This window comes from Pseudoalteromonas sp. DL-6 (genome assembly GCF_004328665.1).
In the GTDB taxonomy this organism is placed as follows: domain Bacteria; phylum Pseudomonadota; class Gammaproteobacteria; order Enterobacterales; family Alteromonadaceae; genus Pseudoalteromonas.
Genome location: NZ_CP019771.1, coordinates 86,637 through 103,905, shown reverse-complemented (window position 1 = coordinate 103,905; position 17,269 = coordinate 86,637). Strand labels below are relative to the sequence as shown.

The following is a 17,269-nucleotide window of genomic DNA, read 5'->3' as shown; positions in this document are numbered from 1 at the left end:
AAAAAACAAATTGTAGTACTAACTGTGAGAGTTAAGAAAGAAAACCTTTTATAAAGGTCGCCCCCATTCTACACTGGCAAACGTCCTCACGTAAACCGTGATACACTTATTTTAAAATTAAATGTAATAAAAAAGAGGCTTTATGAGAACTGCGTTTTATATTTCAGATGGCACGGCAATAACATCTGAAGTGTTTGGTCATGCGACCTTGTCTTTATTTCCTGTTGAATTTAATCATAAAACAATCCCTTTTGTAGAAACAGAAGAAAAAGCACTTGAAATTAAAGCGCTTATCAATGCAACGTCATCTAAGCAAGGTGAAAAACCATTAGTGTTTTTTACCTTTGTGAATCATAAATTATCGGAAATTATTCGCTCTGCAGATGCCGTCTCGTATGACTTTTTAACAACGTATAGTGAAAAAATTGAAAGCGAATTGAACGTTGCCCCAGTACCTAAAGTGCACAGAACACACTCTATACACGAGAAAAGTTATGACTTTAGAATTGATGCAGTTAACTATGCTTTAATGAATGATGACGGCGGTAATATTAAAAACTTTGCTGAGGCTGACATTATTTTGGTTGGCGTTAGCCGAAGTGGTAAAACACCGACAAGTCTATATTTAGCTCTGCAATACGGTATTAAAGCGGCCAATTATCCGATCACAGAAGATGATTTAGAAAGCGAAGGGTTACCCAAGTGCTTAGTGCCATATAAGCATAAACTGTTTGGTTTAACTATAGACCCTGAAAGACTGGCTGCGATCAGAGATAGACGCATGGCAAATTCAAAATACGCATCAATTAGACAGTGTCGTATTGAAGTGCGCGAAGTAGAAATGCTCTATAAGAAGCATAAAATTGCTCATTTAAATTCTACCCACCATTCGGTTGAAGAGATCTCAGCAAAAATCATTTCTGATACAGGTCTTGAGCGTCGTAAGTACTAACAAACTAACATGTGATTTAAGCATGTAATTACACACAGCACACAAAAAAGCCGCTAAATAATAGCGGCTTTTAACATATTAGGAAGGCGTATTACTTGCGAGCATCTTTTAAAAGGTCTGCAACTAAAAAGCCAAGCTCTAATACTTGATCGGCATTTAAGCGAGGGTCACATTGAGTTTTGTAACGCTGCGCTAAGTCATCATCCGATAAACCATATGCACCGCCGGTACACTCTGTAACATGTTGTCCGGTCATTTCTAAATGAACACCACCTGCGTATGAGCCTTCAGCTTTATGAACAGCGAAGAACTGACTAATTTCGCGCATAATGTTATCAAAGCTGCGAGTTTTATAACCTGAGCTGGCTTTTTCTGTATTGCCATGCATTGGATCTGAGCTCCAAATTACTTTACGCCCTTCTTGCTGTACTTTATGCACTAGCGCCGGGAGCTTCTCTGGTAATACGTCTGCACCCATGCGAGTTATGAGCGTTAATCGACCAGGAATGTTATCTGGGTTTAGCGCATCAATTAAACGGATAAGTTCGTCAGGATCCATACCTGGACCAACTTTAACGCCAATTGGATTTTTAATACCTTTAAAGAATTCAATATGAGCATGGTCTAATTGACGTGTACGCTCACCAATCCATACAAAGTGGGCAGAACAATCGTACCAGTCACCTGATAAATGGTCTCTACGGGTTAATGCCTCTTCATAGCCTAGCAATAACGCTTCGTGTGAGGTGTATAAATCTGTTTCTTTTAAACTTGGCGCTATAGTGGAATTGATACCACATACTTCCATGAATTCTAAAGCGTCTTGAATTTTATCTGCAAGCTGTTGGTATTTCGCTTTTTGTGGATTAGCAGCAACAAAGCCCATGTTCCAACGGTTAACCTGATGTAAGTCAGCAAGCCCACCTTGTGCAAAAGCACGTAGTAAGTTGAGTGTTGCCGCACTGTGATGATAAGCGGTCATTAAACGTTGGGGGTCTGGAATTCGTGCTTCTTCAGTAAACTCAAAGTTATTTACTATATCACCACGGTAAGATGGTAACGAAACGCCGTTTATTGTTTCTAAGTCGGCTGAACGTGGCTTAGCATATTGACCTGCCATACGTGCAATCTTAACTACTGGGCATTTACCGCCATAGGTTAGTACTACAGCCATTTGTAAAATGGTCTTAAATGTATCGCGAATATTTGCTGCGTTAAAGTCACTGAATGATTCAGCGCAGTCACCACCTTGAAGTAAAAATGCACGGCCTTCACACACATCTTCAAGTTGTTTAAACAAACTTCTGGTTTCTTCTGCAAATACTAGAGGCGGTGCACTTTTAAGCTGGCCTTCTACTGATTTTAATACGTCTTGATCTGGGTACTGTGGCTGCTGCAGTATTGGCAGTTCTCTCCAGCTATTTGGGTTCCACGATTGCATGTTCATTCCTCATTCCTATTACCTGATGTATTGAAATTAACGTATGCAGCGTCCTTTGTTCAAGGACTAAATACACTATTTACCAATTATTTAGTTATTAGGTAAATATAAATAGGACTGCAAGCCCAGATTTGGCTATTTTATTGATAATAAATTTTTAAATAAAAAAACGTAAAGCATTAAAAAACAATAAGATATGTAGTAAGAGTGGTATTTATTTAGCTTTGCTTGTAGCCACTTAGCTAAGCTGTTTAAGATAATGTTAAACGTAGGAACACATCATACTTAAATCACCTATACGTATTCTTAACTTTACAGTTAAAATTAAATATATCTGCCGCCAGTTATGTAGTTTCGAATATATATGCTAGCTGAGTAGTTCTGCTGGTTTATACCCACTCCTTTATACTTCGTTTATATATAACTATTAGTAAGTTAGAAAATATTATTATTTAAATGTTCCTACCAACAGTAAAGAACACATCATACTCAATTTAAATATAAGTTTAATCTTAACAATAGAGTAATATTTAAATATTAGACTACCAAAGCAAAAGGTTATTTGCGAAAATGGTGGAATAGTAAGATGTGTTCTTGGTGGTGTTATGGTTACAAAAGTACAAATTAGAAGCCAGTTTGATTTACTCAATGAGTTAACGCTTAGGTTAATTGAAGAGCTTAAAGAATGTGGATTTGCTAAGGCCGAATATTATCAACTACCTGAAATAAGCAGTGTGGATGAAAATATAATTCCCGAGTCGATTGCAGTATCTAAAATTACAGGAGAGCTAGCACATAAGGCTATTTTAAATTCTTTTTCTGATATGTATAAAAAGCCTGGGCTGAGTAGTCGCGTATTAAAACGCCACCCTGGTTTATTAATAATACAAGATGCTAACAAACAAGCCATCATTGATCGCATTGCTCAAGTTAATAATGCAAAAGCGGCATTTAAAAATTGTATTTTAGCGATAGACAATAATGATGCTCGATTTGAAGCCGTGCATAATGCTATGCCAAATTTAATTACGCTTGCCGCTTATCGTAAAATTCATAGCGAAAGCGAATCCCCTTTTTCAGTTCGTTTTACTTGGATGCATAAACATGCCACTAAAACACTCACAAAGAAGATGGCTCTTGAAATGCTTGAAAAATCCGCTGGGTATAAAAACCCAAGAATGATTGATCAGCAAAAGTGGCAATCATTGGTTGCTCAAGAACAAGTTCGAGTTGCCAGCTTAGGTGAAAAAGAAAAATTACGAATTAGGCGCCCTACCCGAGTTAGCCCACAAGTTAATGTTAGATACACGGCTCAAAATCGTTACCATGTTAGTGCCGCCTTACCTTTTATTCTTATAAACCCACAACCCGATGTTAAGTATGGCCAACTGCCGAGTTACGAAAAACCGTTATCACATCCACGAAAACGTGAGTATGACTTTCTGGTAGACCGTTTATATTTAGAACAAGTAACAAAGTAATTATGTTAAAAAGGCCACATTATGTGGCCTTTAATATAACTAGTGGTAAAAATTAATATAATTATTTTTCTACAATTTCTTCCAGCTTATCTTCATCAATTAAGACTGCATTTTCAACAATGCGTTTACCACCTTGTATCTCTATCCGCTTGTTGTGTTTATTTAATGCCAGAATCTCATCACAAAACTGATCAGATGGATGCATTTCATAGGTGTAATCTACAATATTACCCGTTTTATCATCTTTTACATTGGTAATGCTGTACTCAGATATTGCCCCTTTTTCAATTAAGTCTTTCATCGTGGTGGTCATATCACGACGCAGTGCTTTTAATTTATTTTCGGTAATATCATCGGTTGAATAAATAGAGCCGTATTTTTCCATAATAGACAACAGTCTAAAATGATACGTTTTTCCTGGGGCAGCATAACGCCATAAGTGATACAAACGTAACATCATCCAACGCGATAGTCCGCGCTTTAATTCTTGAGCACTATTAAAATAATAGCCCTTATATTCAAGGTTATCGATCATGTTATGAACAAACGCATTTAAACACGCCACACATTTAACATTTCCGCCTTGGCCTTTTTTACCGCTAAAGTGTAAAGACGATAAAAAGTTCATATTCGACTCATAGAACGAATCATCAATATCAGAGTTTTTAGTGTCAGTAGCAGAATATTTAAAAGAAAGTTTTGAACCTTGTAATGCTTCGAGCGATTCTTTAATTTGCGGATAAGGCATAGACTGACCAACCGCTTTAAGTTCTTGTGCTAATTCGTTCATAGAAAACACAACGGCATATTGAATACCGGACTTAAAATTAATTTTTACTATTTTACCTTTTGAAGCAAGGCGAATTAGTGCACGCTCAACTTTTTCTTCTCTGTCTGATGGCCAAACTAGGTATTCAACGTCTTCACCATCTTTACGAGTACTTACCACAGCCGGTGTTATTTTAATTTCACCATCGTATAAAATACCGTCTACTTTCTCAGATATCTTACGCGTAATAATGGTTTTTTTAGGGGCTTCTTCAAGTGGCAGCTTTTTATGTCCTGAGCGAACAAAGCGTCCCCACAGATCATAATGGTTAAATGTGTTAGAGTAAGCGCGTAACCCATGGGCTGCATTTTCTATCGAAATTCGCACATCTTTATTATCTGTAAATAGTGCTAAGCTTTCGTTATCAATTGCACTTTCCACCCCGTGAATTTGGCCCCTAAGTGTATCGGGCAAGTTATCTACCGAGATGTTGACCTTTCGGCTCATGGTTTTTATTTCCGTTTTTATTGTGACAGCTAATAACAACACATAAAGCCACAAAAGTTAAATGTTTAAGTTAGTATAAAAGTGATCTGACTTCAAATAAAATGCTTAGATCAGTATTTTACTAAGCAAAAGTTAAAACAGAAGATTTCAGATCACATTTATACTAACTAGGCTTTAATAAACCGAATTTTTACTAACTGAATAATAAATTTGTCCATTGCAAAGTGTTTTATTTGATATTTAGCACGACAAATTAAACAAAAAATTTGTTGCCTGTGGATAAGCTTAGTTCGAGTTAGCATAGATCTGATCTGTACTTACTACAGATCAGATCTATACTAATTAAACCGCTTATTATCTCTGTTGGTGGGTGCATAACTTTATAATTTACTTAGTAAAAACATGATCTATAGCGATGCTTTTGTGAGTAACTCAGTGCTTAACCTGTGCGTAACTAAGCTGCTAAATATTTGCTTAGTATAAAGGTGATCTGCCAGTAGATAAGGATCTGATCTTAACCACGTACAATGCTGATCCACTTTTTTAAGTATTATTCATGTAAATCATGTAGTTAAATGATAATTTTAAGCCCTTAGCCTTTAATACCTTATATATTTAACCATACTTAAACTTCTTTATTTATACTAAGCAATATTAAAGGCGTAAAATTATTTTAGATGTCATGTATTTAAAATACATGTCGTCTTAAATAGTTGTTTACAGCTAATTGAATGGACATTATACTAAACGCCTAACTTTGAGGAATAAAGTATGTCTATCAACAATAATGCGCTAGATACCTACCGACTTTTGAAAGCAACCGCAGAAGTTGCTGAAAAATCACTAGAAGGACGTATTCAACATTACCGCGCCCATCTTAAGTCTGAAGAAAAAGAATTAAGAACCTACACCCAAAAAGCCGCTGCTGATTTACTTGGTTGTAATAATCGTACCTTAAAAAGACGCCATGACAATGGTGATTTTGACGATTTAAACATAAAACGCGGTGCAAACGGTCATTACGCTTATACGTTGGTTAATATTTTTGCCATGGCCGATATAATGGATATAAAACCCGATCATCGTGCACCGACAGACAAACTCCAAGTTATTGTTATTAATTCGCTAAAAGGTGGTTGTGGTAAAACAACGAGCATGGTTAATATTGCTGCAGCACTTGCCACTACTAACATCAAGCGTTACCGAATTGGTATTATCGATTTAGATCCGCAGGGGTCATCATCTAGCTTTTTCCCATCTTCTGAGCCCGATCCAATTACTGTGGGTGATTTAATGCGTGACTGCATTGATCTTGAAGAAGGTGAAACCTGGCCTGAATTTGTTTCAAACTCTTTTTTACCAACTCATATTCCTAATATTCGTGTTTTACCCTCAGGTATGGATGATTTTTATTTTGAACACGAAACTGCAACTTTGCTTAAAGACACCTCAAACTATGAGCAAACTCGCCATTACCATAAGCTGTTAGAGCGTGTTATCGAGCCAGTAAAAGATGAATTTGATATTTTACTAATTGATACAGCGCCTACTCTTAACTTTATGTTTTATAATGCATTAATGGCTTCTACAGCGATGCTTATACCGGTTCATCCTGAAGCGGTAGACTTTGATGCTAATAATAAATATTTAAAACGTTTAGGTGAGATTTATCATACCGTTGCAGCTCTTGGTCACGATGGTTGGGACTTTATGCAATTTTTGGTTACCAATTATGTAAAAGGCAATCACTCACAACGTGACATTGTTAAAGACGTAAGAAGTGCCTTTGGTCGCCAAGTTATGAGTTACCCTATTAATCACAGTTCAGCAATTACCGCGAGCTCATCCTCGTTTAATACCATTTTTGATCAAAAAGCGTCTGATAGTTTAGCGAGTAGAGAATCGTTAATGCGCGCTCAAGAAAATATCAAAGATGTTGTCGATGAACTCGAAATGCTAATTCGTTCAAATTGGCAATCTACACAATCAAAATTAAATACGCCTAAGTAAGGATGTTGACTAAAAATGGCTAAAAAACGTAAAAATGACACCCGCTTAGATCCCTTTGCAACCGCTGTTGGCAGTAGCAGCTTAGACGCTCTTTTAGAGCAAGCCAATGCAGGCGATGTTATTCGTATGCCTGCGCCAAGCGATCCTAACCGCGAAATCACCTTAGTGTGTAAAGTGATTGCACATAACGAGATTGAAAAATCGACTCAGGTTTATGGCAAAAATCGCCGTGTACAAGCGCTTTTAAACGAAAAGTCGGTATCCGATATACTTCCTGCAATTAAAGAAGATGGTCGCAATCAGCACCCTGCCCTACTTTGGGATCAAGGTGATATGAGCCTCGTTCTTGCAGGTTCAAGACGTCGTAAAGCCTGTATTTTGGCTGGTGCAGACTATCTTGTTTTGAGTTCAAATGATTTTAATGAGCAAGATGCCAAAGTGTTAGCGGTTTCTTCCGATCAATACATTGCCCCTAGTCTATGGGAGTTAGGCCAAGCGTATCAGCAAACTCGAGATGAGCTCATTCAACAAGGCAAAAAAGGTTCGTACCGCGAAATTGCCGTTATTGAAGGGGTATCGCACACCGCGATTGCTGATGCTATCAAAGCGTATGAGCAAATATCTGCCGATGTTATAGCCCTTTACCCAACTGCTAATTATGTAGGGAGAGAAGTCGCTAAAAAGCTGATTAACGCAAAGGAGCGAGACGAGGCTGCATTTAACGAGTTAGTTGTTGCACTTGCCAGCAATGATGAAGTTAACGCCTTAGAAGCCGACGACAAGCGCGCTATGTTGATCACTAAATATTTAACCGCAGAGCCTAAAACAGCATTAAAGCGTGAGGCTGTGCTTGAAAACGACTTTATTAGTGTGCAACGCAACCTTAAAAGTGGTGACGTTTCAATAAAAATTAATAATAAAGTGATGACAGACAAGCGCTTAGAGCAACTTACTAAACTATTAAGTGCCTTTAATTAGTTAGTAATATCGTGATCTGTAAAGGGGCTAGGTTAGTTAAATCGTGATCTAGCCCCTTTAATTAGTTAGTAAAAACCTGATCTATCAAGGCAAAAAAAAGCAAATAAAGCCCGATAAACCACCAAAGATCGTATTTTTACTAACTAAATCTGTTCTAGTTGGTCAATTTGCTACCTTGTTAGTAAAAACCTGATCTATTCCTAACTAAATCCCCCTCATGAAGTTAATTGATTGTTTTTATTTTGTAATTTAAACGTGCTTTTTTAGTGAGCAAAATTAAACAATCGCTATAAACCATTTTTTTACTAACCAATCAGATCCAACCAGTCTATTTTAAAAATAATATTGCTTTAGCTCAGCGCTGATAAGGCATATACTGGAAAAATTGTTTTTAAATTTTAATACTTTGAGTGACATGTCTGCTAACTTATCAAAAAATGATTTAATGGCTATTTTTGAAGAAATTAAAAATGAGCAGGCTACCCAGTTTCCTCTTTCTGAGCGATTCATAAAAAAATTGTTTAAACCCACGGTGTTAGCCAAAGGAAAGTCTTACTACAAGAATGGTCAAATCACCTGGTTAGAACATAATGCCGATTTTTCTGTGGTAGATTCTACGGTACAAGGCGATAAGGGCATTGCGTTTAACCAACGAATTGAGATCAGTAAATTACCAACTGGCTATTCAGTCGACACACACTGTACTTGTAATGTTAAAACTAAATGCCGCCATTTGGCTGCAATTTTGTTAAAACTAAAAATTGAGCATTCAGGTGAATACGGCGAAGACTATTTTATAAATGATTGGTTTAGCGAACTCAGTGCGCTTAAAAACACCGATCAAGCTCAACCATCGCAAGTGTTACTGTTTGTATTAGACATAGAAAACAACAAAGTATTTTTAACACCTAAAATTGCCAACTACGATAAAAATAATAACTATGCACTAGGTCGCAATTTAACCGAACAACAGCTTAATAGCTTTGTAACTCCTAGCGACCTACTAGAAAGTGACTTTAGATTATATAGCTGGATCCGCTCGCAAAATGCGGTGGGTAATATTGAGCTTAAAGGACAATGGGGTTTTAACGCGCTACAGCAATTACTAGGCACAGAACGATTATTTTTACAGCGTTCGCGAGTACCTATAAAAGCACAACCTGGCTTACCGCTAAATTTTGTTTGGGAAAAACAAAAAGAAGTTACTCAGTTAAAAATTCATCTTGATCAAATTCCTAATTGGGCGTTAATTAAAACCACACCACCTATCTATTTAGATTTAGATAAATATAAGTTAGGGCGTATTCGCACGCCGCTCAGTGCTGATGAAATAGCGCATCTACAAACAATACCTGCACTGCACGATACTAACTTTGACCGAATTTATAAGCAGCTTGCTGATAATTTTGGCGCCGGTGTTATTCCGCACCCAACTAATGCACCTAGTAGCCCTGTAAAGTCGTTAAGTAATGCCGTGCTTAAAGTTAGCATGTCGGGCTCAGTTATGGCTATTTCGTTATCGTTTAAGTATAAAAATAAAAATTACTTAGCAGGTACGGCGCCTGAAAAACTTATAAATAGTGCATTCGAAAACACCGTTACTAATGAGCTGGTTAATTTGGGCTTTGATTTTTGTAAAGGGGGTTTACACAGCGAGTTTATTTTTAGTCAGGAATCGGCTATTCATTTACACTGGTTAGCGCATGAGGTGTTACCAAGCTTTAAGCAACGTGGCTGGCAAGTATCAATGAGCAAAGTTAATGTTGCTGATACTAAAAGCAAAATCTCTCTGCATGTAAACAGAGCCGCTGGTCATCAAATGCATAGCAAAGTTGTACTAAACGACACCAAAGTGGCCACTTTATTTAATGTAAATAACAAACTGTATGAATCGTTAAATCGTCAAAGTGAATTGTTTTATTATTACCCTATTGGTCGTCAATTTGGGGTTATAGATAAAGCCGCGTTTAATTTATTAATTGAATTTAAATTGCGATTTGAGTTTATTAAAACCCGTGACGAATTTAACATTCCGCTTTCATACTTACCTGAATTAGTTCAGCACACAGCTATTAATGTAGAGCTACATGACCCGTCACTAGAGCGTTACCTTGATGAACTAAATAACGATGCACTGCTATCACCTAACACTGCCATTCATGGCTTACACGATTCTGTAGTATTAAGAGAGTATCAGCAAGAAGGCGTGGCTTGGCTTAACTTTTTAAAGCGTAATCAGTTAGGTGGGATTTTAGCGGATGATATGGGCTTGGGTAAAACGTTACAAGTGATTGCCTACTTAGCAAGCTCATACAATACACCGCAAGCAGGGCCTACGCTTATTGTTTGCCCAACAAGCTTAGTGAGTAATTGGCAAAACGAAATTAACAAGTTTGCTAAAAACTTAAAAGTGACCACTATTTTTGGTGCACACCGAAATGATTCGTTGCAGCATTTGGCACAAGCGCAATGTATTTTAACCACGTATCCGCTATTAAAACGTGACATTGCTTATTACTCACCGCTGTATTTTGAAAACATTATTCTTGATGAAGCCCAGTATATTAAAAACGATACCGCACAAGTTTCGCGGTTGGTAAAACGTTTAAATGCCGACTTTAAGCTTTGTTTAAGTGGCACCCCAATTGAAAACAATTTATTTGAATTAAAGTCATTGCTCGACTTTGCAATGCCCTCGCTTTTAGGTTCACAGGCGCACTTTAAGCAGCATTTTCAAGGCCCTATTGAACGCGAAAGCAACATTGAACGTGCAGAGCAACTAAAAGCGTTAATTATGCCGTTTATTTTGCGCCGTACTAAAGCCCAAGTGGCTCAAGAGCTACCGCAAAAAACCGAACTTATAAAAGAGTTTGAGTTTGAACCTAAACAAAAAGATATGTACCAAGGTATAACTCGTGCGCTTGAAGAAAAACTGATTGATTTATTTGCCGAGCAAGGCGTACAAAAAAGTAAACTCGCTTTTTTAGAAGCTTTATTAAAGTTACGCCAAATTTGTTGTCATCCTAAACTCATTGAACCTGAAACAGAGGCAGCCAGTGCTAAATTAGAATGGTTATCGAGCCACTTACCTTTAATGCTTAGCCTTGGCCGAAAAGTGATTATATTTAGCCAGTTTACCTCTGCCCTTGATTTAATTGCCGAGCGTTTAAATGAGCTAAATATTAATTTTAGTATGCTAACGGGGCAAACGCGTCATCGCGATAAAGTAATAGACGAATTTACCAGTGGTAACACTTCCGTGTTTTTAATTAGCTTAAAAGCCGGTGGTACAGGGCTTAATTTAACCCAAGCCGACACCGTTATTCATTTTGATCCATGGTGGAACCCAGCCGTTGAAAAACAAGCCACCGATCGTGCTTATCGTATTGGCCAAACCAATCCAGTGTTTGTTTATAAACTAATTATGGCTAACTCTATTGAACAAAAAGTATTTCAAATGCAGCAAGATAAGCAAGCGCTTGTAGATGCATTATTTACTGAAAAATCAATGAGTTTTACCCAGTTTGACGAACAACAAATGCTGTCTTTAATTAAAAGCTAAAATAATTTTAAAAAATCATGACGAGTTTTTGAACTTATTTAAATTGTAGGCGTCTATTAATATGCTTGGTTAAATTGCAGTTTCTCCAAGCTTTCATGTTGATATCCCATATAGTAGTTACTAGACATAGTAATGATTAAGCCAGCCAGTTCAGCGCTGGCTTTTTTTTGCCTGAATATTTTAAACTATTTTATTTAAAATATTTTTGAACTAATCAATAATAGCTGGGTCTATTAATATGCTTGTAGTTGATATGTTGTTATACAAGTTTCATGTTGATTTCCCTGTTTGATTACTAATTTAGTAATATTGAGCCAGCTTTATTAGCTGGCTTTTTTTATGCTCTAAATTCAACTTTTTTTAAAAATTATTTTGAACTAATTTAATCAGGACGCGTCTACTATTATGCTTGTAGTGATGTGTTGTTATACAAGTTTCATGTTGATTTCCCTGTTTGATTACTAATTTAGTAATATTGAGCCAGCTTTAATAGCTGGCTTTTTTTATGCGCTTAATTTAGTGCGTTACCCCTACTGCTAAAGAGCGTAATTCGTTATGATAGCATGTCACTAAATTTTAAAAGTTTATTCTATGTTTACTTCGTTTTTTTCCCATTTAGATTGGTTAAGTGTTGGTACTGGCGCTATAGCCGGTATGGCTATTTTCAGCGTTGTATCAGTCCAGTTAAGTAAAAAAATAAAGCGCCAAGTGAGTGAGCAGCAACAACAGTTATTGTTATTACAAAGCCAGTATGAGCAAACGCAAAGCCAATATGCCGCATTGGTTGAAGAGCACGATTTATTAGGGCTTACTCATCAAGAGCAACGTGATCAGTCTCAGCATTTTAAAACCCGTTTAACTGAACAAGAAAAGCAAAGCCAACTTTATAATCAATATTGGCGTAAAGCCGAAGCCGAGCTAACCGCCCTGCGCGAGCAATACAATCTGCGCGATGTAGAGCTTAATAATATACGCACTACCCTTGAGCAAAAGCAGCAACATTTTAGTGAACAACTCGCCCATATAGAGCAAAGTAAAGAAACGCTTAAAAAAGAATTTGAAAATTTAGCTAACCAAATATTAGAAGAAAAGTCGCAAAAATTTAAAACCCTCAATCAAGAAAGCATAGAGCAGTTACTTAAGCCGGTTCAAGGTGAGCTAAAAGGCTTTAGAGATAAAATGGAGTCTATTCACGTTGAAGACTTACAGCAACGTGCAGCACTTAAAACCGAGCTATTACATTTACAAGCCAAAAGCCAAGCAATTACCGAGCAGGCCGATAAGCTAAGCAATGCCTTACAAGGGCAAAAGAAAACCCAAGGTAATTGGGGCGAACTCATGCTTGAAAACGTGCTTGATAGCGCAGGCCTGCGCGCTGGCACCGATTACAAGCGAGAAGTGTCGTTTAATACCGAAGACGGCCGTTTGCGCCCTGATGTGGTGGTGTATTTACCCCAAGGACGGCACTTAGTGATTGATGCAAAAACATCGTTAAATGCCTATACCCGCTATGTAAATGCCGAAACAGAGCTTGAGTCTCAACAAGCGATTAAAGAGCATGTAAATGCCGTAACTGCTCGTATAAATGAGCTGGCCAGTAAATCGTATGACCGTTTACCAGGGATAAACTCGCCTGAGGTTGTTATTATGTTTGTACCCATAGAATCCGCCTTTGTAGAAGCACTTAAATACCAAAGCGACATTTACCAGCAAGCAATAGAAAAAAACATTTTGGTTGCTACCCCTACTACCCTGCTAACCAGTTTAAATATTGTTAAACAGTTATGGCGCTTTGAAGAGCAAACTAAATATTCAAAAGAGCTGGCTAATCGTGCTGAGCGTTTTTACAGTAAACTCAACGGCTTTTTAACCAGTATGGAAGGTGTGGGTAAACAGCTTGATAAAGCCAAAGAAACTTACGATAAAGCATTTTCTCAGTTATACCGTGGTAAAGGTAACTTAATTAAACAAGCCTCAGAATTTAAGGAGCTGGGTGTATCGGTGCAAAAAGAGTTACCTCAAGAAAGCGTTGAACGCGCTCACTTAGAGCTTGATGAATAAACACCGCACATAATATTTGCGCACTGAGGTTGTGCGTTTATGTGGCTAGTTATTTACTAACGGCGCAGGCACTATAATAATACCTGTCCTTTAGGATTAACCACATGCAACGCCCAACCGTTTTTTTCATTTCACATGGTGGCGGCCCAATGCCATTACTAGGTGATGCCAACCATGCAGAAATGCGAGCCTGCTTAGAACAGGTTGCCGCTAAAACCCCAAAGCCCTCTGCTATTTTAATGGTCAGCGCGCATTGGGAAGCTCAACCAATTAGTATAACCGCGCACTCTTCACCGCCGCTTATTTACGATTACTACGGTTTTCCTGAGCAGGCGTATCAATTAACTTACCCTTGTGCTGGCCAGCCGCAACTTGCTAATTTAGTACAGCAGGCGCTCGCAACACATAATATTGACTCAAAACTCGATTCACAGCGTGGCTACGATCACGGTATGTTTGTGCCGTTAAAAATTATGTACCCAAAGGCCGATATTCCCTGTGTGCAAATATCCTTGCATCCAAGCCTCGATCCGCTAATGCATATTGAAATTGGTAAAGCGCTGCAAAGCATTGATTATGATAACTTATTAATTATAGGCTCAGGCTTTACCTTTCATAATATGCGCGCTTTTGGTGTTACCCAATCAAGCGATGTTAATCAGCAAAATCAGGCATTTGAAAATTGGCTGGTAAGCACAATCGCAGATCAAACATTAACCGAGCAGCAGCGTGAACAGCAATTACTAGCATGGCAGCAAGCTCCAGCTGCACGCTTTAATCACCCCAGAGAAGAGCACTTGTTGCCGCTACATGTATGCTATGGCGCTGCTACTAGCTCAAGCACTGAGGTATTTGAATTAAATATTGCCAATAAGCGAGCCAGTATGTATTTGTGGCGATAACACAACGGCTATTAGGTTTGGGTTTAAATCGTTCTTAGCTGCGATAAAGGTGCTGATATTTAGCGTGTTATTTTGTTACAGTAAATGTAATAAGCGTCTTAATCTAGAAAGCGCTCTAACCGAAGACTAGGAACAATAACAATGAATCTGATCAAAACATCGGGCTTGGCACTGGCCATTGTTGCGGGCTTAGGCTTGCAAGCATGTTCAAGTACCAGCATAACAACCAACAATAATGCAGCGATGAGCACCGTGAATAACCCATTAACCCTAACGCAAATTTATAAAGATAAAGAATTTAAAACCCAGCGAAGCACTTACTTTAAGTGGCTAGACGATGGCACTGGCTACACCGTACTTGAAGAGCGCGAAAGCGAAAAAGAAAAAGCAGACGATAACAACGCCGATGACGAAAAAGAGCACGGCGTAAAAGGCAACGACATTGTATTTTACAATGCTGACGGCACAGGCCGTAAAGTACTGGTTGAGTTTGAAAAACTGTTGCCAGAGGGCGCAGACGAGCCATTTGCAATCGAAAGCTATCAGTGGTCAAAAGACGGTAAATGGCTGATGGTATTTACCAACAGTGAGCAAGTTTGGCGCTCTCGCAGCCGCGGGGATTTTTGGTTACTTAACCTTGAGACTAACCAGTTACAGCAATTAGGTGGCTTGGATGTTGAGCCAACTAAGTTAATGTTTGCTAAGTTCTCGCCAGATAGCTCAAAAGTAGCTTACGTACGCGATAACAATATTTATATGCAAGCGGTTGGTAGTAACGATGTAACCGCGCTTACAACCGATGGTAGCGCCACCATAGTTAACGGTAATTTTGATTGGGTATACGAAGAAGAGTTTACTATTGCCGATGGTTTTCGTTGGAGCCCCGACAACAAATCAATCGCCTATTGGCAGCTTGATACTAGTGACGTTAAATTTTTCACTATGATCAACAACACTGACGAACTTTACCCTACCCTTAAAGAATTCCCTTATCCTAAAGCGGGTGAAACCAACTCTGCCGTGCGTGTTGGTGTGGTAAGCCTTGCTGATAAACAAACCCGTTGGGCTGAGCTTGAAGGCGATAACCGCGGCCGTTACATTCCGCGTATTAGCTGGGCAGGCACTGGTAATGAATTAATGATTCAAGATTTAAACCGCCCACAAAGCCATAACAAAGTGTGGTTGTTTGATTGGCAAAAGCAGCAACTGACCAAGATTTTAGAAGACAAAGACGATGCGTTTATAGAGTGGTTTTATAAAGCAAGCTGGTCAAAAGACGGTGAGTTTTTTATTTGGCATAGCGAACGCGACGGCTGGCGTCATCTTTACCGTGTATCGCGCGATGGCAAAACTATTATCGACCTAACCCCTGGTGATTACGACATTATTGATATGCTGAGCATCAATGAAGATAAAAACGTAATGTATTTTATTGCCTCGCCAAACGATCCTGGTCAGCGTTATTTATACAGCACACCGCTTGATGGCAGCAGCAAACCGGTACGGGTAACACCTGCTGAGTTTGAGGGATCAAACAGCTACTACATGTCAAAAGATGCCTCATGGGCTATGCACACTTACTCTAAATTTGGCACGCCACCGACTAAAGAGATCATTAAAGTGGCAAATCATAGTAATGTAAAAACCTTAGTTGAAAATACAAAGCTTAAACAAAAGCTGGCTGAGCAAAGCTTACCAAAGCATGAGTTTTTTAAAGTAAATGCGCAAGATGGCACCGAGCTTGACGGCTACATTATGTTCCCAGAGAACATGGATAAAAGTAAAAAATACCCAATTGTATTTTACGTATACGGCGAACCATGGGGCTCAACCGTGCAAGACCGCTGGGAAGGCAACAGTTACCTGTATAAATCACTGTTAACGCAAAAAGGCTTTATTGTGGCATCGGTTGATAACCGTGGTACACGTGCACCAAAAGGCCGCGATTGGCGTAAATCAATCTATAAAAAAATTGGTTCTATCACAGTGCAAGACCAAGTAGACGCCCTAGATGCTATGGCTAAACGTTGGGATGTAATAGACACTGACCGCGTTGGCGTGTGGGGTCATTCAGGCGGCGGTAGCTCAACCCTTAACTTACTGTTCCGCCATGGTGATAAATTTAAAGTTGGCATTGCCTCTGCACCGGTGCCAGATATACGTTTATACGACACCATTTATCAAGAACGTTATGCGGGCAACCCAAACACCGATCCTGAGAGTTACGATAACACCTCGCCTATTACCTTTGCTAAAAACCTAACTGGTAAGCTATTACTTATTCACGGTACGGGCGATGATAACGTGCATTATCAAGGCTCAGAGCGTTTAATTGACGAGCTTGTAAAGCATAACAAGCAGTTTGAGTTTTTCTCATACCCTAACCGTTCACACAGCTTGCGCGAAGGCAAAGGCACCACTTTGCATTACCATACAATGATGGCTGACTTTTTTGAAAAGCACTTATTAAATAAGTAATCGCTTTAAAAAAATAAAATACTAAAGCCGCACACTAACTGTTAGTGTGCGGCTTTTTTAATCAAAATGTAATGGGGGTTTACAGCAGGGTGTAAAGGTTAACCTTGAGAAAGGAAGTCTCATGTCCT

The 17,269-nt window shown here is 38.5% G+C and carries 10 protein-coding genes; 8 read left to right on the top strand and 2 right to left on the bottom strand.

Going from position 1 to position 17,269, the window contains the following annotated elements:
- Nucleotides 1–142: 142 nt before the first annotated feature.
- On the top strand, nt 143–952 hold the full coding sequence (locus B1F84_RS15580) for a pyruvate, water dikinase regulatory protein (RefSeq protein WP_055012682.1): 810 nt from the start codon (nt 143–145) through the stop codon (nt 950–952).
- A gap of 91 nt (nt 953–1,043) precedes the next feature.
- On the opposite strand, the gene B1F84_RS15575 is transcribed toward B1F84_RS15580, so the two are convergent.
- Entirely contained in the window at nt 1,044–2,393 is a 1,350-nt protein-coding gene (locus tag B1F84_RS15575; protein ID WP_205988871.1) for a 3-deoxy-7-phosphoheptulonate synthase class II, read from the bottom strand.
- A 605-nt stretch (nt 2,394–2,998) separates the two neighbouring features.
- On the opposite strand from B1F84_RS15575, the gene B1F84_RS15570 reads away from it, so the two are divergent.
- On the top strand, nt 2,999–3,874 hold the full coding sequence (locus B1F84_RS15570) for a DNA replication terminus site-binding protein (protein WP_055012680.1): 876 nt from the start codon (nt 2,999–3,001) through the stop codon (nt 3,872–3,874).
- A 61-nt stretch (nt 3,875–3,935) separates the two neighbouring features.
- Here the strand turns inward: B1F84_RS15570 and B1F84_RS15565 are convergent, their stop codons facing one another.
- A complete protein-coding gene (locus B1F84_RS15565) occupies nt 3,936–5,150 on the bottom strand; it encodes a hypothetical protein (RefSeq protein ID WP_013463357.1) in 1,215 nt (404 codons plus the stop codon).
- Between the two features lie 771 nt (nt 5,151–5,921).
- On the opposite strand from B1F84_RS15565, the gene B1F84_RS15560 reads away from it, so the two are divergent.
- The 6 genes from B1F84_RS15560 to B1F84_RS15535 all read left to right on the top strand — a co-directional run bounded on the left by B1F84_RS15560 (nt 5,922) and on the right by B1F84_RS15535 (nt 17,141).
- On the top strand, nt 5,922–7,160 hold the full coding sequence (locus B1F84_RS15560) for an AAA family ATPase (RefSeq protein WP_010388797.1): 1,239 nt from the start codon (nt 5,922–5,924) through the stop codon (nt 7,158–7,160).
- A gap of 15 nt (nt 7,161–7,175) precedes the next feature.
- A complete protein-coding gene (locus B1F84_RS15555; protein ID WP_131692001.1) occupies nt 7,176–8,138 on the top strand; it encodes a ParB N-terminal domain-containing protein in 963 nt (320 codons plus the stop codon).
- 415 nt (nt 8,139–8,553) lie between these two features.
- Entirely contained in the window at nt 8,554–11,700 is a 3,147-nt protein-coding gene (locus B1F84_RS15550) for a DEAD/DEAH box helicase (protein WP_131692000.1), read from the top strand.
- Nucleotides 11,701–12,291: 591 nt separating this feature from the next.
- Nucleotides 12,292–13,761 (top strand): DNA recombination protein RmuC, encoded by a 1,470-nt coding sequence (gene rmuC / locus B1F84_RS15545; RefSeq protein WP_131691999.1) that lies wholly within the window; start codon nt 12,292–12,294, stop codon nt 13,759–13,761.
- A 104-nt stretch (nt 13,762–13,865) separates the two neighbouring features.
- The gene (locus B1F84_RS15540) at nt 13,866–14,663 is read left to right on the top strand and encodes a class III extradiol ring-cleavage dioxygenase (RefSeq protein WP_131691998.1); all 798 of its coding nucleotides are present in this window, start codon (nt 13,866–13,868) and stop codon (nt 14,661–14,663) included.
- A gap of 141 nt (nt 14,664–14,804) precedes the next feature.
- On the top strand, nt 14,805–17,141 hold the full coding sequence (locus B1F84_RS15535) for a S9 family peptidase (protein WP_131691997.1): 2,337 nt from the start codon (nt 14,805–14,807) through the stop codon (nt 17,139–17,141).
- The last annotated feature ends 128 nt before the right edge of the window (nt 17,142–17,269 follow it).